This window comes from Streptomyces vilmorinianum, from assembly GCF_005517195.1.
GTDB lineage: Bacteria > Actinomycetota > Actinomycetes > Streptomycetales > Streptomycetaceae > Streptomyces > Streptomyces vilmorinianum.
In genome coordinates this window covers 1,357,381-1,375,142 of the sequence record NZ_CP040244.1, presented here as the reverse complement: position 1 = coordinate 1,375,142, position 17,762 = coordinate 1,357,381, and the positions used below count along the sequence as shown (strand labels likewise).

General features: G+C 71.3%; 15 protein-coding genes. 6 read left to right on the top strand and 9 right to left on the bottom strand.

Translation table 11 applies throughout. The features are described from left to right. The first annotated feature begins 189 nt into the window (after positions 1-189). Positions 190-1,197, top strand: coding sequence for a hypothetical protein (locus FDM97_RS06475; RefSeq protein ID WP_137989297.1), 1,008 nt, complete (start codon positions 190-192; stop codon positions 1,195-1,197). A gap of 10 nt (positions 1,198-1,207) precedes the next feature. Here FDM97_RS06475 and FDM97_RS06470 read toward each other — a convergent pair whose 3' ends face one another. The 5 genes from FDM97_RS06470 to FDM97_RS06450 all read right to left on the bottom strand — a co-directional run bounded on the left by FDM97_RS06470 (position 1,208) and on the right by FDM97_RS06450 (position 4,844). Then, positions 1,208-2,341: a serine hydrolase domain-containing protein gene (locus FDM97_RS06470; protein ID WP_137989296.1), complete on the bottom strand. Its 1,134-nt coding sequence runs from the start codon at positions 2,339-2,341 to the stop codon at positions 1,208-1,210. 92 nt (positions 2,342-2,433) lie between these two features. Next, complete coding sequence (locus FDM97_RS06465) at positions 2,434-2,901, bottom strand: NUDIX hydrolase (RefSeq protein ID WP_137989295.1); 468 nt, start codon at positions 2,899-2,901, stop codon at positions 2,434-2,436. Positions 2,902-2,910: 9 nt separating this feature from the next. Continuing rightward, positions 2,911-3,387 (bottom strand): HPP family protein, encoded by a 477-nt coding sequence (locus FDM97_RS06460; RefSeq protein ID WP_137989294.1) that lies wholly within the window; start codon positions 3,385-3,387, stop codon positions 2,911-2,913. After that, entirely contained in the window at positions 3,384-4,262 is an 879-nt protein-coding gene (locus FDM97_RS06455; RefSeq protein WP_137994693.1) for a pyridoxamine 5'-phosphate oxidase family protein, read from the bottom strand. Before FDM97_RS06455 ends, FDM97_RS06460 begins: the two co-directional genes overlap by 4 nt. A 126-nt stretch (positions 4,263-4,388) precedes the next feature. Then, complete coding sequence (locus tag FDM97_RS06450) at positions 4,389-4,844, bottom strand: VOC family protein (RefSeq protein WP_137989293.1); 456 nt, start codon at positions 4,842-4,844, stop codon at positions 4,389-4,391. A gap of 120 nt (positions 4,845-4,964) precedes the next feature. Here FDM97_RS06450 and FDM97_RS06445 point away from each other — a divergent pair, with 120 nt between their 5' ends. From FDM97_RS06445 to pepN, 4 genes are all read left to right on the top strand, one after another. Continuing rightward, positions 4,965-5,507 (top strand): CGNR zinc finger domain-containing protein, encoded by a 543-nt coding sequence (locus tag FDM97_RS06445; protein ID WP_137989292.1) that lies wholly within the window; start codon positions 4,965-4,967, stop codon positions 5,505-5,507. 188 nt (positions 5,508-5,695) lie between these two features. Then, entirely contained in the window at positions 5,696-9,016 is a 3,321-nt protein-coding gene (locus tag FDM97_RS06440) for a S8 family serine peptidase (RefSeq protein WP_137989291.1), read from the top strand. Between the two features lie 159 nt (positions 9,017-9,175). Beyond that, positions 9,176-10,192, top strand: a complete 1,017-nt coding sequence (locus FDM97_RS06435) for an aspartate-semialdehyde dehydrogenase (protein WP_137989290.1) — start codon at positions 9,176-9,178, stop codon at positions 10,190-10,192. 140 nt (positions 10,193-10,332) lie between these two features. After that, positions 10,333-12,906 carry an aminopeptidase N gene (gene pepN / locus FDM97_RS06430; RefSeq protein ID WP_137989289.1) on the top strand — a complete coding sequence of 858 codons (2,574 nt, stop codon included), beginning with the start codon at positions 10,333-10,335 and terminating at the stop codon, positions 12,904-12,906. A gap of 120 nt (positions 12,907-13,026) precedes the next feature. On the opposite strand, the gene alc is transcribed toward pepN, so the two are convergent. Next, positions 13,027-14,169 carry an allantoicase gene (gene alc / locus FDM97_RS06425; protein ID WP_137989288.1) on the bottom strand — a complete coding sequence of 381 codons (1,143 nt, stop codon included), beginning with the start codon at positions 14,167-14,169 and terminating at the stop codon, positions 13,027-13,029. A 65-nt stretch (positions 14,170-14,234) separates the two neighbouring features. After that, positions 14,235-15,185, bottom strand: coding sequence for a LysR family transcriptional regulator (locus FDM97_RS06420; protein WP_137989287.1), 951 nt, complete (start codon positions 15,183-15,185; stop codon positions 14,235-14,237). 94 nt (positions 15,186-15,279) lie between these two features. Between FDM97_RS06420 and FDM97_RS06415 the strand changes: the two genes are divergently transcribed. Then, a complete protein-coding gene (locus tag FDM97_RS06415; protein WP_137989286.1) occupies positions 15,280-15,717 on the top strand; it encodes a hypothetical protein in 438 nt (145 codons plus the stop codon). Here FDM97_RS06415 and FDM97_RS06410 read toward each other — a convergent pair. Then, positions 15,692-16,669 (bottom strand): DMT family transporter, encoded by a 978-nt coding sequence (locus tag FDM97_RS06410; RefSeq protein ID WP_137989285.1) that lies wholly within the window; start codon positions 16,667-16,669, stop codon positions 15,692-15,694. The two genes, FDM97_RS06415 and FDM97_RS06410, sit on opposite strands and share 26 nt — an antisense overlap. A gap of 24 nt (positions 16,670-16,693) precedes the next feature. Beyond that, entirely contained in the window at positions 16,694-17,641 is a 948-nt protein-coding gene (locus FDM97_RS06405; RefSeq protein WP_137989284.1) for an EamA family transporter, read from the bottom strand. Positions 17,642-17,762 lie beyond the last annotated feature (121 nt).

Sequence of the window (17,762 nt, the reverse complement as noted above, 5' to 3'; positions counted from 1 at the left end):
CCTGCGGACGGCCCTGGGGTGCGGCGCCTTGCATGGGCGCCGCACCCCGGTGCGTAGGGGCACAGGGGGCGGACGCGCCCGCGCCTCTTCGGCAGTCGAACGCGCGTACTTTAGGACGAGCTTGTCCCTAAATGTCGACGGGCGTGTAACAGCGGTTAGCGGAGGCTCGGGGAGCGGAAGACCCCCGGCATGAACCACAACACCCCCATCACCCCCCGCACCCTCCCCCTCTCCCCCCTCGTCGGTGACCGGCAACGCGTCGCGTCCGTCGCGCAGTTGCGCGACCAGGGGCTGTCCGGCTCCGAGATCGCCGCGCACTGCCGGCCGGGCGGAGGGTGGCAGCAGATCCTGCCCGGTGTCTTCCTGCTCCACCCCGGGCAGCCCACCAGCGAGGACCGGCTGCAGGCCGCGCTCCTCTACGCCCGCCGCTCCGGCGGAGTGCCGGCCCAGGGCCCCGACGCGATGATCACCGGGCTCGCCGCGCTCACCCTGCACCGCTTCTCGTCCGCTCCCCCGCTGCTCTCCCTGGACCGGATCGACGTCCTGGTGCCCCGCACGCGCCGGCTGCGGTCCACCGGCTGGGTCCAGGTGGTGCGCGCCCCGGACCTGCCCGAGCCGCTCGACATCACCGGGGTGCCCGTCGCCCCGGTCGCCCGGGCCCTCGCCGACGCGGTCGCCGACCTGAGCGACGCGGGCGTGGTGCGCCGGCTCCTCACCGAGGCCGTCCGCGGTGGCCACTGCGAACCCGGAGCGGTGGTACGGGAGTTGAACCGCGCCCGGTTGCTCACCCGGCCCCACGTGGTGGACGCCGTCGACTCGCTCCTCGCGGAGGGCCGGAGCATCGCCGAGGAGCGGCTGTACGAGATGGTCCGGGAGTTCACCCTGCCCGACCCGCTGTGGAACGTGGACCTGCGCCTGCCGGGCGGCCCGCACCTCGGCGGCCTCGACGCCTACTGGCCGGACCAGGCGGTGGCGGTGGAGCTGGACACCCGGGCGCCGCGGCAGGACGACGACGCGCTGTGGTCGGAGTACACCCGTAAGCGCGAGCACCTGGAGCGGCTCGGCATCACGGTCGTCCACATCACCCCGCGCAAGCTGCGCGAGGCGATGGACCAGCAGGCCACCGTGGTCCGCACGGCCCTGATGGCCGCGTCGGACCGGCAGCCCGCCGCCTACGTCGTCGTCCTGCCCCGATGACGTACGGGGATCAGCCGCAGAACTCGGCCTCGATGACGTTCTGACTGTCACCCGTCCAGTCGGCGTTGAAGTTCATGGCGAGCGAGTGCTCGCCGTCCCGGGTCACCTGGGCCTGGGACGAGGAGCCGTGGATGCCGCCGCCGTGGCCCCACACCTCCTTGCCGCAGCTCAGCCTCTGCCGCATCAGCCCGAGTCCGTAGTGGATGTCCGGCTCGTCGGCGCTGACGGCCACCGTGTCCGTCATCTCGCGCAGTTCGGCCTTCGGGAGCAGCTTGCCCTTGAGCAGGGCGCGGTAGAAGGTCTGCAGGTCGTTGGAGTCGGAGATCATCTCGCCCGCCGCGTAGGCGAGGGTCGGGTTCAGTTCGGTGACGTCGTGGACCGTCGTCGCGTTCGGGTCGACGGAGAGCTTCGAGTACGCCCGTGAGCTCGGCTTCGGCATCGTCACGCTCGTGCCGGGAACGCTCGTGGCGCGCAGATGGAGCGGCTTGATGATCCGGCGCTCGACCTCCTTGCCGTACGGGCGGCCGGTCGCCTTCTCGATCACCATGCCCGCCAGGACGTAGTTGGTGTTGGAGTAGTTCCAGTCGGTGCCGGGCGCGAAGTCCGGCTTGTGGGTCATCGCGACGGCGACGAGCTGCTCGGGCGTCCAGGTGTCGTAGCGGTGCTCCAGGAAGGCCGGGCCGAAGACCTTCTCCTGGAATCCGGGGTCGGAGGTGACGCTGTAGACGCCGCTGGTGTGGTTGAGGAGCTGGCGGACGGTGATCTTCCGGCCGTCGTGGCCGTTGCCCCGGACCACGCCGGGCAGCCACTTCTCGACCGGGTCGTCGAGATCGAGGCGTCCCTCGGCCTGGAGCTGGAGGAGGACGGTGGCCACGAAGGTCTTGGTGATCGAGCCGACCCGGTAGCGGTCCTTGCCCCCGCGCTCGCCCGCCGTCCCGGTCCAGCCGGACCGGCCGACGCGGGCCTGGGCGACGGCGCCGGGCACACCTGCCTCGACCGCCGCGTCGAGGGTCTGCTGCGTGGCGGTGTGGTCCCGCTGGTGCGGTGCGCCGGCCGCCACCGCGGGTGCGGCGAGGGCCGTGGCGGTGAGCGCGGCCACGGCGGTGGCGGCGAGGACGGTACGGGTGAGGCGTACGGGTGTCATGCGGGTTCCCCTGATCGTGTGTGCTGCGGACACGGGAGGGGACCCCGGGGCGGGCGGAGAGGTTGAACGTGATTGCTCCGGTTGAGCGGATTTCAGCCGTTCGACGGATCGGCGAGGCGGGAGCGGCCGACGGGCGGTCGTTCGCGCCACAACTCCAGGCCGATGTCGACGAGTTCGACGCGGGTGAGGTCCGGGACGGAGGCGAGCGGATGCCAGGCCGCGAGGTCCGTGGAGCCGTCGGTCTCGTTGCGCAGGGCGCCTCCGGTGACCCGGGCCTCGTAGATGATCCGCAGGCCCTGGAAGTCGCCGGGGCCCGCGAACCTGCGCAGCCGGTTGCGGCGGATGGAGTCGATGCCGAGGAGGGTGACCGGCTCGGACCGGTACCCGGTCTCCTCCTCTACCTCGCGGACGACGGTGTCGACCGGTTCCTCGCCGTGGTCCATCCCGCCACCGGGCAGGGTCCATCGCTTCGCCCCCGCGCTGTCCACCCAGCGGGCGAGGAGTATCTCGTCGTCCCGTACGCACACGGCGTAGGCCGCCACCCTCAACTCCTGTTTCATGCGCCGAGGTTAGAACCAGTACGCGGGGTACGTCCTCCCGGTGGCGCGGGCGCCCGCGAGGCCGACGGCGACGAGCAGGACGCTCGCGAGGGCCAGCAGGGCGAGGAAGGAGAAGAACGGCGGATTCTGGAGGGTGACGATCACGGCCGTCGCCGCGGCGGGTGAGTGCGGGGTGCGGGCCGCCATCATGACGCCGAGTGCGAGACCGCCGGCGAGGGCCGCGCCCCACAGGCCGGGTCCGGTGACGAGCAGCACGGCAAAGCCGGTGAGCGCGGAGAGCAGCTGGCCGCCGACGACCGAGCGGGGCTGGGAGAGCGGCAGGTCGGGGGCGCCCGCCACCAGCGCCATGCTGGCCGCGAGCGGCGGGATCAGCAGGGGCTGGCGCAGGGCGGTGCCGAGCGCGACCAGGGCGAGCAGGGCCGTGACGCTGACGGTGGTGGCCAGGGCCATGGCACGGGGTTGGGGGCGGGCGGGGGCGGTCGTCATGCGGGGTCCTGGGGGAGGGGCGGATTGGCCGGGGAGAACTCGGGGTGCGACCAGCGCAGCGGGCTGGCGTTCGGGGTCTCGACGGTCCGCCGGACACGGAAGCGGGTGGTCCGGGTGGAGCCGGGGCCGTACTCGATGCGGGCCTCGCCGGTCAGCTGGAGCGTGGTGCCGGTCCGCCAGTCGAGGAAGAGCAGGCCCGCGCGGCCGTCGGTCTCCAGATTGCCGAGGGTGAGGAACATCGCGTTGCCGGGATAGTCCGGCCAGCTCAGCTCGGTGGGCGAGTCGATCCGTACGAAGCCGGGGTTGCCGCCGCGGTGGCTCGCGTCCGCGCCGTCGGGGGCAGCGGTCGCGATGAAGAAGGTGTCGGCGGCGCGGACGAGGCGCTCCTGGTCGGGGGTGAGCGCGGTGCCGTGGCGGGGGGCGCCGGGTGGGGTGGTCGTGTCGGGCGCGTACAGCTCGCGCTTCTGGAGGTACTTCGGGCAGTTGGAGAAGACCTGTTCCGCCTCGACGGTGAAGCCGCGGGCGCTGGGGCGGGCGAGGCCGTTGAGGCGCATGCGGCGGCGGGTGCGGGGGTCGAGGGCGATCGTTCCGACGGAGGTCCCGTCGGAGGTTCCGTCGGAGGTGGGAAGGGGCGCCGCCACGGAGATCGTGTGCGGGCCGGTCGCCCGGACGAAGCCGGGCGCGCCGGTCAGGAGCGTGCTCCAGACCTGACCGTCGGCGTCCGCCGCCCCGAGCACCAGCATGGGCTGGAGCTCGAGGAAGGCGGCGGCGATGGGGCGGATGCCGGTGCCGATGGAGCGGGCGACGTGGTCGGCGAGGTGGCGGACGCCGGCCTTCTCCTGGACGGCGAGGGAGCCGGGGTTGTACGGGTCCATGGCCATGGGGCCTTTCGCGTGCGGGTCCAGGGGTCCGGGGTACGGGCCCTTGGCGCGGTGGGCGCGTTCGTGGGTTGTGCCCACCCGTTCCGCCCCAGCGGAACGAATGCCCACAACCTGGTACCTCTAGAAGAAGCCGCAGGTAGGGGCGGTCTCCGTCGGGGCTTCCTCGCCCTCCGCGCCCGACGTGGCGTAGATCTCCAGGCGGGTGCCGTCCGGGTCGTGGAAGAAGATGCCGCCGGAGGCCGCGCCCTCGGCGTGGGGGACCACGCCCTCGTACGCGAACGACGTGCCGCGCTCCTTCAGGGCCGTCTCCGCCGCCCTGACCCGCTCGATCGACTCGGCCTCGAAGGCCAGGTGGTGCAGGCCGGCGCGGGCGGGCTCGTACGCGCCCTCCGCCTGCTGCCACAGCGTGAGGACGAGCTGTCCGCCCTGGCCCAGGAAGGCGTAGCGCCGTCCGTCCTCCTTGCCCTCGCGGAGCACCTCGAAGCCGAGGACGTCCCCGTAGAAGCCGAGCGAGCGCTCCAGGTCCGTGACGTTGAGTCCGATGTGGCCCGTGCCCAGCGTTCCGATCGCCGACATGGCGGTTCCTCTCGTCGAGTGACTGACTAACCTCTTAATTCGACTTTAGAGGTTAGAAGGCCGATCGCGCAACCGGTCACGTAACCTTGAGGGGTTAGTTCTTCGAGGAGGGTGTCCGCCATGACCGTTTCCGACCCGCGGCCCTTGGTCGGCGAGCCGGTCTCCCTCGACCTGCTCAACACCCGCTGGATGCAGGACGGCGTACGCCAGGACCTGCTCACCGACACCGAGGGCCTGGGCGTCTGGCTCACCGCGAACGGGCTCGACGACCGCTTCGCCGCCGACGCGGCCACCCTCCGCCACACGCTCGCCGCCCGCGACGCCCTCGCCGGCCTCGTCGACCGGCCCGGCGACCCCGCCGCCACCGCCCGCGTCGACGCCGTCCTCGCCCACGGCCGCATCCGCGCGACGCTCACCCCCGAGGGTCCTGGCGAGCGGGCCGAGTTCAAGGACGCCGCCTGGGGACCGGGCTGGACCGCCGCTCGCGACTACCTCGACCTGCTGCGCACCGCACCGGACCGCATCCGGGCCTGCGCCCACGAGGCGTGCATCCTGCACTTCTTCGACACCTCGCGGAACGGGACCCGGCGCTGGTGCTCGATGGCGGCCTGCGGCAACCGGGCCAAGGCCTCGCGCCACTATGCCCGTACAAAAGACAACTAATCCGCCGGCAACTCGCCCCGATTGAGGGCGATTGGTCTTCCGTGGCGCATGTCCCGCAGTGGCGGATGTGCGCCACCGGCACACTCCGCCACCCGATAACTCTCCACAAACCCCTGTCACTTGCGAAAGGCTGAGCGGTCATCCGGTACCGAAATCCGGACCCTCTTCTTTCACAAACAGGGATGTAAATGACCACCCCCGAAACCCAGAGCTCCATACCCGGGCGCTCGACCTCCGGGCACAGACGCGCGGCCCGTATCGCCGCCGCCGCCGGACTCGTGACCGCGCTCGTCGCGGCCGGTGCCGCCCCGGTCCTGGCCGCCGACGATCCGGCGACCACTCCCCCGGTCAAGTCCTCCGGCTCCGCCGACAAGCTGGGCCCGACCGACGCCCAGCGCCTGACCGAGGCCGAGGCGAGCGGCGAGAAGAACGTCACGATCCTCGTCGCCACCGCCCCGGGCGCCACCGAGCAGGTCGCCGGCCAGCTCGACGCCGTCCCGGGCGCCTCCGTCGGCCGTCAGGACGACAAGCTCGGCTACGTCCGGGCCACGATCCCGACCGCCAAGGCGGAGGCCGCCATCACGGCGGCCACCAAGCTCTCCTCCGTCCAGTCGATCGACCTCCAGGCCGAGATCAAGCTGGACGACCCGACCCCGGACGCGGGCACCACCGGCGCCGTCGAGGGCACGACCGTCACCACGACGTACCCGGCCCCGGGCAAGAGCACCCCGGCGAAGAACCCGTACAACCCGTCCCACGAGACCGGTGCGGTCGAGTTCGTCGAGGACAACCCCAAGGCCGACGGCCGCGGCGTGACCATCGGCATCCTCGACTCCGGTGTCGACCTCGGTCACCCGGCGCTGCAGAAGACCACCACCGGCGAGCGCAAGATCGTCGACTGGGTCACCGCCACCGACCCGATCACCGAGGGCGACGGCACCTGGCGTGCCCAGGTGACCGAGGTCACCGGCCCGGTGTTCACGGCCTCGGGACAGAGCTGGAAGGCTCCCGAGGGCTCGTACCGGTTCAACCGGTTCGCCGAGTCCGTCACGGCGGGCGGCGACCCGGCGGGTGACATCAACCGGGACGGCGACACCACCGATCTCTTCGGCATGCTGTACGACCCGGCTGCCGGGACCGTCCGCGTGGACACCGACCAGAACAACGACTTCACGGACAACGCGCCGATGAAGCCGTACAAGGACGGGTACCAGATCGGCTACTTCGGTACCGACAACCCCGCCACCGAGGTCGCCGAGAAGACGCCGTTCGTCGTGGAGATCCGCAAGGACGTCCCGATGGACCCGTACGGCGGCCCCTGGGTCGGCAAGAAGGCCGACTTCGTCAACATCGGCATCGTCGAGTCCGCCCACGGCACGCACGTCGCCGGCATCACCGCCGCGAACAGCCTCTTCGGCGGCAAGATGAACGGTGCCGCGCCCGGCGCGAAGATCGTCTCCTCGCGCGCGTGCACGTGGACCGGCGGCTGCACCAACACCGCCCTGACCGAGGGCATGACGGACCTCGTCGTCAACCGTGGCGTCGACATCGTCAACATGTCGATCGGCGGCCTGCCCGCGCTGAACGACGGCGACAACGTCCGCGCCCGGCTCTACACCCGTCTGATCGACGAGTACGGCGTGCAGCTGGTCATCTCGGCCGGCAACTCCGGCCCGGGCACGAACACGATCGGCGACCCCGGCCTGGCCGACAAGGTCCTCTCGGTCGGCGCGGCCGTCTCCAAGTCGACCTGGGCCGCCAACTACGGCTCGGCCGTCGAGAAGTCGTACGCCATGTTCCCCTTCTCCTCGCGCGGCCCGCGTGAGGACGGCGGCTTCACCCCGACCATCACCGGTCCGGGCTCGTCCGTGAACACCATCCCGACCTGGCAGGCCGGCTCCGGCGTGCCCGAGGCCGGCTACGCGCTGCCCGCCGGTTACGGGATGCTCAACGGCACCTCGATGTCCTCGCCGCAGGTCGCGGGCGCGAGCGCGCTGCTGCTCTCGGCCGCGAAGCAGAACGGCGTCGAGGTCTCGCCGCTCACCCTGCGCACCGCGCTCACCTCCACCGCGAAGCGGATCTACGGTGTCAAGGCGCACGAGCAGGGCTCGGGTCTGATCGACATCAACGACGCCTGGGACTCGATCCTGGACGGCGCGACCGCCCACGACTACAAGGTCGAGGCCCCGGTCGACACCGCGATCTTCCCGGCCCCGCACACCGGCACCGGTGTGTACGACCGTGAGGGCGGCCTCAAGGCCGGCCAGAAGAAGACGTACAACGTCACCATCACCCGTACCACGGGCCCGAAGTGGGGCGTGCGGCACGAGCTGAACTGGAAGTACAACGACGGCACCTTCAAGGCGGCCACCGCGTACGACTACATCACGCTGCCGCTGAACAAGCCGGTGACCGTGAAGGTCGTGGCGCTGCCGCGCACCGCCGGCGTCCACAGCGCCATCCTGGAGCTGGACGACGAGGGCACCGAGGGCGTCGACAAGCAGATCCTGTCGACCGTCGTCGTCGCGAGCGACCTGACCGCGCCCGGCTTCGGCCTCTCGGCGACGGGCTCGGTCCAGCGCAACAGCCACAAGTCGTACTTCGTGACCGTGCCGGCAGGCGCCAAGACCCTGGAGGTCGCCCTCGGCGGCCTGAAGGAGAAGAGCCAGACCCGGTTCATCGCGATCCACCCGTACGGCGTGCCGTTCGAGTCGACCGCGTCCAACGTGTGCTACCCGCACTACAACCCGGCCAACACCTGCCGTCCGGACCTGCGCTCGTACGCCAACCCGACGCCGGGCGTCTGGGAGATCGAGGTCGAGGCGCGCCGCACCTCGCCCGACCTGGACAACCCGTACAAGCTGGACGTCTCGGTGCTCGGCGCCGACTTCGACCCGGCCGTGCAGACCGTCGCCGAGGCGAAGGTCGGCACCCCGGCCGCCGTCGAGTGGAAGGTCACCAACAAGTTCGCCGCCATCGACGGCAAGCTGAAGGGCGGCTCGCTGGGCTCGGCCAAGGTCGAGACCCCGACCATCCAGCACCACGAGCAGCAGACGAAGACCGTCACCATCGGTGAGGGTGTGGAGCGGCTGGACGTGGCGATCGGCAACACCTCCGACAAGGCCGCCGACCTCGACCTGACGGTCTTCCTCGACGGCAAGCAGGTGGGCCAGGCCGCCGACGGCGACTCGGAGGAGGCCGTCTCGCTGGTCAAGCCGGCCGCCGGTACCTACACCATCGTGATCGACGGCTACTCGGTGCAGGCTGCGGGCGGCACGACCTACGACTACAGGGACGTGTACTACTCCGCCTCGCTGGGCAGCGTCCAGGTCGACGCCACCACGTCCTACCCGCTGGCCAACGGCGCGAGCGCCACGGTCGGCGCCCAGGTCCTGGTCGCCGGTGCCGCGCCCGAGGGCCGGCAGTTCTTCGGCGAGGTCCAGCTGCTGAACGCGCGCGGCACGGTCGCGGGCTCCGGCAGCGTCGTGATCGGCAACGTCGTCCCGTAACAGGGCTGTACGAGTGAGGGGCGGGCACCGGAACCGGTGCCCGCCCCTTCTTCGTGTCTTGATCCGTCCCGATCCTCGGACAATGGATTGGACAAGGCGCCCCGGGACATACGCATCATGGAACGGCAGCACCCTGCACATACATACGGAGGAGTCCCCGTGAAGGTCGGAATCGTCGGAGCCACCGGTCAGGTCGGCACAGTCATGCGCAAGATCCTGGCCGAGCGGAACTTCCCGGTCGACGAGCTGCGGCTCTTCGCCTCCGCCCGCTCCGCCGGTACCGTCGTGGACGGGATCACGGTCGAGGACGCCTCCACCGCCGACTACGCGGGCCTGGACATCGTGCTCTTCTCCGCCGGTGGCGCCACCTCCAAGGCGCTCGCCGAGAAGGTCGCCTCCCAGGGCGCCGTGGTGATCGACAACTCCTCCGCCTGGCGCCGCGACCCCGAGGTCCCGCTGGTGGTCTCCGAGGTCAACCCGCACGCGGTCAAGGACCGCCCCAAGGGGATCATCGCCAACCCGAACTGCACCACTATGGCCGCGATGCCCGTCCTCAAGCCGCTCCACCAGGAGGCCGGCCTGACCGCGCTCGTCGCCACCACCTACCAGGCCGTCTCCGGCTCCGGCGTGGCCGGTGTCGCCGAGCTGCGCACCCAGGCGTGCGCCGTCGCCGAGCAGGCCGACCAGCTGGCCTTCGACGGCGAGGCCGTCGCCTTCCCCGAGCCGAACGTCTACCGCCGCCCGATCGCCTTCAACGTGGTGCCGCTCGCCGGCAACCTGGTCGACGACGGCACGCACGAGACCGACGAGGAGCAGAAGCTCCGCAACGAGTCCCGCAAGATCCTCGAGATCCCCGAGCTCAAGGTCTCCGGCACCTGCGTGCGCGTCCCCGTCTTCTCGGGCCACTCGCTCCAGGTCAACGCCCGCTTCGAGCGTCCGATCAGCGTGGAGCGCGCCTACGAGCTCCTGAAGGACGCCGAGGGCGTCGAGCTCTCCGAGATCCCGACCCCGCTCCAGGCGGCCGGCAAGGACGCCTCGTACGTCGGCCGGATCCGCGTGGACGAGACCGTGGAGAACGGCCTGGCGCTGTTCCTCTCCAACGACAACCTGCGCAAGGGCGCCGCGCTGAACGCGGTGCAGATCGCGGAGCTGGTGGCGGCGGAGCTGAAGGGCTGACGCCGGTCCGTACGTGAGGGGGCGGCCACCCGGGTGGGTGGCCGCCCCCTCACGTGTTCGCCCTGGGAAATGTGCCGTGCGCCGGTGAAGGGCCCCGTGGAAGGATGGGCCAAACGTCACGAAACCGAGGAGTTGACCGGGTGCCTGGCACAAACCTGACCCGTGAAGAGGCGCAGCAGAGGGCGAAGCTGCTGACCGTGGACGCGTACGAGGTCGACCTCGACCTCTCCGGTGCGCAGGAGGGCGGCACCTACCGGTCCGTCACCACCGTCCGCTTCGATTCCGCCGAGGCCGGTGCGGAGACCTTCATCGACCTCGTCGCCCCCGCCGTCCACGAGGTCGTGCTCAACGGCCACGCGCTCGACGTGGCCGCCGTCTTCCGGGACTCGCGGATCGCGCTGGCCCATCTGCAGCAGGGGCGCAACGAGCTGAAGGTCGTCGCCGACTGCGCGTACACCAACACCGGCGAGGGTCTGCACCGGTTCGTCGACCCGGTCGACGACCAGGCCTACCTCTACACCCAGTTCGAGGTGCCGGACGCCCGCCGCGTCTTCGCCTCCTTCGAGCAGCCGGACCTGAAGGCGACGTTCCAGTTCACCGTGAAGGCGCCGAGCGGCTGGACGGTGATCTCCAACTCGCCGACGCCGGAGCCCAAGGACGACGTGTGGGTCTTCGAGCCCACCCCGCGGATCTCGACGTACATCACCGCGCTGATCGTCGGCCCGTACCACTCGGTGCACTCCTCCTACGAGAAGGACGGGCAGACCGTTCCGCTCGGCATCTACTGCCGTCCGTCGCTGGCGGAGTACCTCGACGCGGACCACATCTTCGACGTCACGCGCCAGGGCTTCGACTGGTTCCAGGAGAAGTTCGCGTACGACTACCCCTTCGCCAAGTACGACCAGCTCTTCGTGCCGGAGTTCAACGCGGGCGCGATGGAGAACGCGGGCGCGGTCACCATCCGCGACCAGTACGTCTTCCGCTCGAAGGTGACGGACGCGGCGTACGAGCGCCGGGCCGAGACGATCCTGCACGAGCTCGCGCACATGTGGTTCGGCGACCTGGTCACCATGGAGTGGTGGAACGACCTGTGGCTGAACGAGTCGTTCGCGACCTTCACCTCGGTCGCCTGCCAGGCCTCCGTGAAGGGCACGCGCTGGCCGAACGCCTGGACCACCTTCGCCAACGCGGAGAAGACCTGGGCGTACCGGCAGGACCAGCTGCCGTCCACGCACCCGATCATGGCCGAGATCAACGATCTCGAGGACGTGCTGGTCAACTTCGACGGCATCACCTACGCCAAGGGCGCCAGCGTCCTCAAGCAGCTGGTCGCGTACGTCGGCCAGGACGAGTTCTTCAAGGGCGTGCAGGCGTACTTCAAGGCGCACGCCTTCGGCAACACGCGCCTGACGGACCTGCTCGGCGCCCTGGAGGAGACCTCCGGCCGTGATCTGAAGGCCTGGTCGAAGCTGTGGCTGGAGACGGCCGGCATCAACATCCTGCGCCCGGAGATCGAGACCGACGAGAACGGTGTCATCACCTCCTTCGCCGTCAAGCAGGAGGCCCCGGCCCTGCCGGCCGGCGCCAAGGGCGAGTCGACGCTGCGTCCGCACCGGATCGCGATCGGCTTCTACAACCTCGACGCGGTCGGGAAGCTGGTCCGCTCCGACCGGATCGAGCTGGACATCGAGGCGGCCGAGCTGACCGCCGTACCGCAGCTCGCGGGCCGGCCGCGCCCGGCGGTCGTGCTGCTCAACGACGACGACCTGTCGTACGCCAAGGTGCGTCTCGACGAGGTGTCGCTGAAGAACGTCACCGCGCACCTCGGGGACTTCACCGAGTCGCTGCCGCGCGCGCTGTGCTGGGCCTCGGCCTGGGACATGACGCGGGACGGCGAGCTGGCCACCCGCGACTACCTGGACCTGGTCCTCTCCGGCATCACCAAGGAGACCGACATCGGTGTGGTGCAGTCGCTGCAGGGCCAGGTGAAGGCGGCCATCGACCTGTACGCGGCGCCGGAGTGGCGGGAGACGGGCCTGGCCCGCTGGACCGGGGCCGCCCTGGAGCAGCTGCGGACGGCGGTGCCGTCGAGCGACCACCAGCTGGCGTGGGCGCGGGCGTTCGCCGCGACCGCCCGGACGGACGCGGACCTCGATGTGCTCGCCGGTCTGCTCGACGGCAGCGAGGTCATCGAGGGTCTCGCCGTGGACACCGAGCTGCGCTGGGCGTTCGTGCAGCGGCTCGCCGCGACGGGGCGTTTCGACGAGCCGGAGATCGCGGCCGAGCTGGAGCGCGACCGGACGGCGGCGGGCGAGCGGCACGCGGCGACCGCTCGGGCGGCGCGTCCGACGGAGGCGGCGAAGGCCGAGGCCTGGGCCTCGGTCGTGGAGTCCGACAAGCTGGCGAACGCCGTGCAGGCGGCGGTGATCGGGGGCTTCGTCCAGACCGACCAGCGTGAGCTGCTCGCCCCGTACACCGCGAAGTACTTCGCGTCGATCAAGGGCATCTCGGAGACCCGGAGCCACGAGATCGTCCAGCAGATCGTGGTGGGCCTCTACCCGACGATCCAGGTCTCGCAGGAGACCCTGGACGCCACGGACGCCTGGATCGCGGCGAACGACCCGGCGCCGGCGCTGAAGCGTCTGGTGACGGAGTGCCGTGCGGGCGTGGAGCGCGCGCTGAAGGCGCAGGCGGCGGACGCGGCCGCCGCGTAGCCGTTCCGGCACAGACACGACGAAGGGGCACCCTCCCCCGTGGGGTGCCCCTTCGCCGTGTTTGAGGTCCGCCCGGCGGGCGGGCGTCGGCGCGCGGCCGCGCCGCCGGGCGGAAGCGGGTCAGCCGCCGAGCGCGGCGTGACGGGTGCGCAGCTCGGCCAGGCCCCGCTCCGTGAGCGTGCCGTGCAGCCGCATCCGGGCGATACCGCCGTCGGGGAAGGCGTCGAGACGGACGTGGGTGACGACGGCCTCCTGCGGGAGCTTGAAGCGGTGCAGGGTGTCGGGCTGGAGCCGGGTGCGCGGGATGATCTCGAACCAGTCCGCGTTGTCCTCGGTCCCGCCGTCTCGGCCCTGGAGCGCGATCCAGCCGGCCGAGTTGCCCTTCAGGTACGCGGTGTCGATCTCGACGGCCCGTACGGAGCCCTGGGCGGCGAGCCGGAAGCGGACCCAGTCGTTGGTGCCGCGGACCCGGCGGCGGCGGTTCTCCCAGCCGTCGTCCATCTTGCGGGAGGTGCCGGGCAGGATGATCTGGGTCGGCGAGGAGTAGAACGTGTCCGACGCGTCCTCGTACACCCCGCCGTTGAGCACGGCGATCAGGTCGAGGGTGCCGAGCAGCTCCAGCCACTCGGGGTCGGGCACGACCTCGCCGTGGACGCGGAGGCGGGCGATGCCGCCGTCGGGGTGCTGGCAGAGGCGGATGTGGGTGAAGCGGCGCTCGACGTCGATCTCGAAGCCGTTGGCGGCGTGGCCGCGGACGGGGGTGGGCGGGACGAGCTCCTCCCACTTCACGTCGTCGGCGAGGAGCTGCTCGGGGCTGGGCGCCCCTTCGACGGCGGTGGCCTGGATCGACACCCGCTGGGGGTAGTTGCCGCGGAAGTGGGCGGTGTCGACGACGATCCCGCGGATGACGCCGGGGGCGCCGAGGCGGACGATGGCCCGGTCGTGGTCCTCGGGGGCGGGGAAGACGTTCTCGGCGTCGGCGCCGCGCCGGCGGCGGGTCTCCCAGCCGTCCATGATCTTGCCCTTGTGGCCGAAGTGCTCCGGGTCGAAGACGGCGCGCTCGCGGACGAGGAGGTTCTCCCGCTCGGCGAAGAACTCGTCGTTGGCGGCGACGACACCGGCGCCGAGGCGCCGGTCGGCCAGGTCGACCAGCTCGGTGAAGGGGAAGTCACCGGCGCGGTAGTCGGCGTACGGGTCGCCGCCGGAGTAGGGGGCGGCGTCGTTGGCGTGCGGGTCCTGGTCCTGGCTCGTCTCGAAGGTCATGCCACGACTGTGCCGCCGGACGACCGGCCGGGTCCATCGAATGTTTTCGACAGATATTTTCAGCTCTACTGAACGGTCTCGCGCTGCACAGTCTCGCGCTGGACAGTCTCGCGCTGGACAGCGGCCTGGCGCAGCGCGGCGAGCACCCGGGCCACCGCGAGGCCCTCCTCCGCCCCGCGCCGTACCGCCGCGACGACGTGGCGGCGCGGCTGGTCGGCGGAGAGGACCCGCATCACGATCCCGCGCTCGCCGCGGCGCTCGGCGGCGGCCATCCGGGGCACCAGGGCGACGCCCATCCCGGCCTCGACCATGGCGAGGATCGCGGTCCAGCCGGCGGCGCTGTGGGCCTGCTCGGGCACGAACCCGGCGGCCTCGCAGGCGGCGGTGGTGATCTCGGACCAGGGCCCGGAGCCGCCGAAGATCCAGGGCTCGGCGGAGAGGTCGGCGAGCCGCAGCCCGGGGGCGTCGGCGAGCGGATGCCCGGCGGGCAGGGCGACGTCGAGCGGGTCGGCGAGCAGCGGGACCCGGCTGAACTTGGGGTCGCGTACGGAGGGGGCGTGGGCGGCGAGCGAGAGCGCCAGGTCGACCTCGCCGGCGCCGAGCAGTTCGTACGCCTCCCCCGCCTCGGCCTCGCGGATCCGGACGTCGAGTCCGGGGTGCGCGGTACGGAGCTGCTGCACGGCGGGGACGACGAGCGCGGGCACGGCCGTGGAGAACGCGGCCACCCGCACCTGGCCCGCCTCGCCGCGCAGATAGCCCTCCAGCTCGGCGTCGGCGCGCTCCAGTTGGGCGAAGACCACCTCGGCGTGCCGGAGCACGAGATGCGCGGCATCGGTGAGCCGGACCCGCCGCCCCTGCGCCTCCAGGAGCGGGACGCCGAGCTGTTTGGCGAAGTTGGCGAGCTGCTGGGAGACGGCCGAGGGGGTCATGAGCAGCGCCTCCGCGGTCGCGGTGACGGTGCCGCGGTCACGGAGGGTGCGGAGGATCTGGAGCTTCTTGATGTCCCACTCGGTCATGGGGCGCAACCTACCGGGCGACCTGGACCCCATGAGCTTGAACGCGTTCAAGAAAGGTCTTGAACGCGTTCAATTCACCTGCCAGGATGGGCGCATGACGACCCACAGCCCCTGGCGGGGCTTCGGCGTGATCCTCCTGCGCCTTGTCGATGTCGCAGCCCGCTATCTGTTGACCTACGCGACCGCGTGGCTGGCGATCGGACTGACGGCGCCCCCGGAGCCGAGAGCCTGGCACGTGTCCGACGAGCTCCAGTCCCGCACGGAGGTCGTGCGCGAGCACCTGGAGACCGGCCTTCAGTTGGCCTGGTGGATCGCGGCGCCGTCGGTCCTGATCATCTGGGTCTTCGCGCTGGCCGGCGAGCGGACCGGGATGGCCTTCCGGGGCCGGCTCGCCGGGCTCCTGCTGCTGCCCCTCTGGTTCCTGATGTTCGGCGTGGCGGGCGAGATGTACGAGCTGCTGTTCCTGGGGCAGGCCGGGTTCGCACTCCTCCTGATGCGCGTACCCCTCATCCGCGAGCACGCGCCGCGCTAGCCAGCGCCACTCCGCCCACGATCAGCGCCATGCAGGCCCCGCCCAGGACTCCCAGCTCCTCGCCGAGCAGGGCGTACGAGAGCAGGGCGACGCAGACCGGCTGGAGGTAGTAGACGACTCCCGCGCGCGCCGCGCCGATCAGGGCGATGGCCTTGTTCCAGGCGAAGAAGGCGACGGCGGAGGAGAGGACGCCGACGTAGACCAGCGGGCCGACGGTCCCGACGGTGGGCTCGAAGCCGCCCTGGACGGCGAGGCTGACGCCGTACGCCGGGAGCAGCATCAGCGCGCCGAGCACGAAGGTGGTGAAGAGGAAGGCGAGGCCGCCGAGTTCGGTCGGGCGGCGCTTGAGCAGGGCGCTGTACGAGGCGAAGCTGACGGCCGCCGCCAGCATCCACAGGTCGCCCGCGGCGAGCCGGGTGGGGAGCCGGCCCTCGCCGACGAGGAGCAGCACGCCGGCGCAGGCGATCACCATGCCGGTCACGCGCCGGGCGCCGAGCCGCGCGCCGCCGGTGGGGGTCCCCCCGGACGAAGTCCGGGGGAGTTCGTACAGGGCCATGAGGATCGGGGAGGCGGCCATGATCATGCCCATGTTGCCGGCGGAGGTGGTGAGTCCGGCCTGGTTGACCAGGGTGTTGTAGACGGTCACGCCGAGCAGGGCGGCGAGGGTGACGAAGCCGAGGTGACGGCGGATCAGCCGGCGCTGCCGCCAGGTCTCGCGGACCGCGAAGGGGGCGACGGCGAGGATGGCGACGACCCAGCGCCAGAACGCGGCCTGGACGGGCGGGACGGAGTCGTGCAGTGCACGGGAGGCGACGAAGCTGCCGGACCAGACGACCGTGGCGACGAGCGCGAGGAGAAGGCCGACGCCGGCGCCCCGCGCGTGGGTGCGCGGGGCGGCGGTGGGCGCGGGGTGGGTGGGCTCTGCGGTACGGACGCGGTCCAGTAGTGCCACGGTGATCCTTTCGGTCGGTGTGCTCTACCGTCGCATCGCCGGACTCTCCAGGTCCATCGAAACTTTCTGTGTCATTCGTTCAGCGGAACTGAACGATTCTGTCTTTCGCGGCCGTGGCGTACGGGAGTTCGTCTGGCCGACCAGCGTCGCGCCGAACGCGATCGCCATGCCGAGCAGCTGCACCGGCCCCAGCGCCTGGCCGAGCGCCGCCCAGCCGATGACGGCGGCGCTGATCGGCGACAGCGGACCGAGGAGGGTCACGGAGGAGGCGCTCAGCCGCTCGATGCCGCGGAACCAGAGGAAGTACGAGATCGCGGTGTTGCCGAAGGCGAGGTAGGCGTAGCCGAGCAGGCCGGCGGAGTCCAGGGCCGGCGGGGCGCCCTCGATCAGGAAGGCGATCGGCAGGATGATCAGCCCGCCCGCGGTCAGCTGCCAGCCGGTCAGCGCCAGCGCGCCCACTCCCTCGGGCATCCCCCAGCGCTTGGTGAAGACGGTTCCGGCCGACATCGACACGGCGGAGAGCAGGCCGGCGATCACACCCACCAGATCGAGGGCGGCGCCCGCCTTGAGGACGACCAGGCTGACGCCGAAGGCGGCGGCGATCGCGGTGAGCAGCGAGCGCACGGTGGGCCGGTCCCCCAGGAAGAGGGCCGCCAGGCCGACCACGAAGAGCGGGCCGACCGAGCCGACGACGGCCGCCACACCGCCGGGCAGCCGGTACGCGGCGAGGAAGAGCAGCGGGAAGAAGGCGCCGATGTTGAGGCCTCCGAGGACCGCGGACTTCCACCACCAGGCGCCCTGCGGCAGCTTGCGGGTGAGGGCGAGGAGCAGCAGTCCGGCGGGCAGCGCGCGCATCAGGCCGGTGAAGAGCGGCCGGTCGGGCGGCAGGAACTCCGTGGTGACGAAGTAGGTGGAGCCCCAGGAGATCGGGGCGAGCGCGGTCAGGGCGACGACGGCGGCCTTGCGGGACATGACAGGTCCCCCCTTGGTTCGGAGCGGTTCTCGTAGCTTGGCGATAAGTAGCTTAGCGCTAAGCTACTTATCCGCAAGATGCTTTCTTGTGAGCTTCTTTCTCGTGAGTGGCTTACCGCCC

What these genes read in the sequence shown, in the direction of transcription:
- FDM97_RS06405 (WP_137989284.1), bottom strand. Translation starts at nt 17,641, where the DNA reads ATGTCCCGCAAGGCCGCCGTCGTCGCCCTGACCGCGCTCGCCCCGATC.
- FDM97_RS06470 (WP_137989296.1), bottom strand. Translation starts at nt 2,341, where the DNA reads ATGACACCCGTACGCCTCACCCGTACCGTCCTCGCCGCCACCGCCGTG.
- FDM97_RS06475 (WP_137989297.1), top strand. Translation starts at nt 190, where the DNA reads ATGAACCACAACACCCCCATCACCCCCCGCACCCTCCCCCTCTCCCCC.
- FDM97_RS06445 (WP_137989292.1), top strand. Translation starts at nt 4,965, where the DNA reads ATGACCGTTTCCGACCCGCGGCCCTTGGTCGGCGAGCCGGTCTCCCTC.
- FDM97_RS06440 (WP_137989291.1), top strand. Translation starts at nt 5,696, where the DNA reads ATGACCACCCCCGAAACCCAGAGCTCCATACCCGGGCGCTCGACCTCC.
- FDM97_RS06415 (WP_137989286.1), top strand. Translation starts at nt 15,280, where the DNA reads ATGACGACCCACAGCCCCTGGCGGGGCTTCGGCGTGATCCTCCTGCGC.
- FDM97_RS06460 (WP_137989294.1), bottom strand. Translation starts at nt 3,387, where the DNA reads ATGACGACCGCCCCCGCCCGCCCCCAACCCCGTGCCATGGCCCTGGCC.
- FDM97_RS06450 (WP_137989293.1), bottom strand. Translation starts at nt 4,844, where the DNA reads ATGTCGGCGATCGGAACGCTGGGCACGGGCCACATCGGACTCAACGTC.
- FDM97_RS06420 (WP_137989287.1), bottom strand. Translation starts at nt 15,185, where the DNA reads ATGACCGAGTGGGACATCAAGAAGCTCCAGATCCTCCGCACCCTCCGT.
- FDM97_RS06465 (WP_137989295.1), bottom strand. Translation starts at nt 2,901, where the DNA reads ATGAAACAGGAGTTGAGGGTGGCGGCCTACGCCGTGTGCGTACGGGAC.
- alc (WP_137989288.1), bottom strand. Translation starts at nt 14,169, where the DNA reads ATGACCTTCGAGACGAGCCAGGACCAGGACCCGCACGCCAACGACGCC.
- FDM97_RS06455 (WP_137994693.1), bottom strand. Translation starts at nt 4,262, where the DNA reads ATGGACCCGTACAACCCCGGCTCCCTCGCCGTCCAGGAGAAGGCCGGC.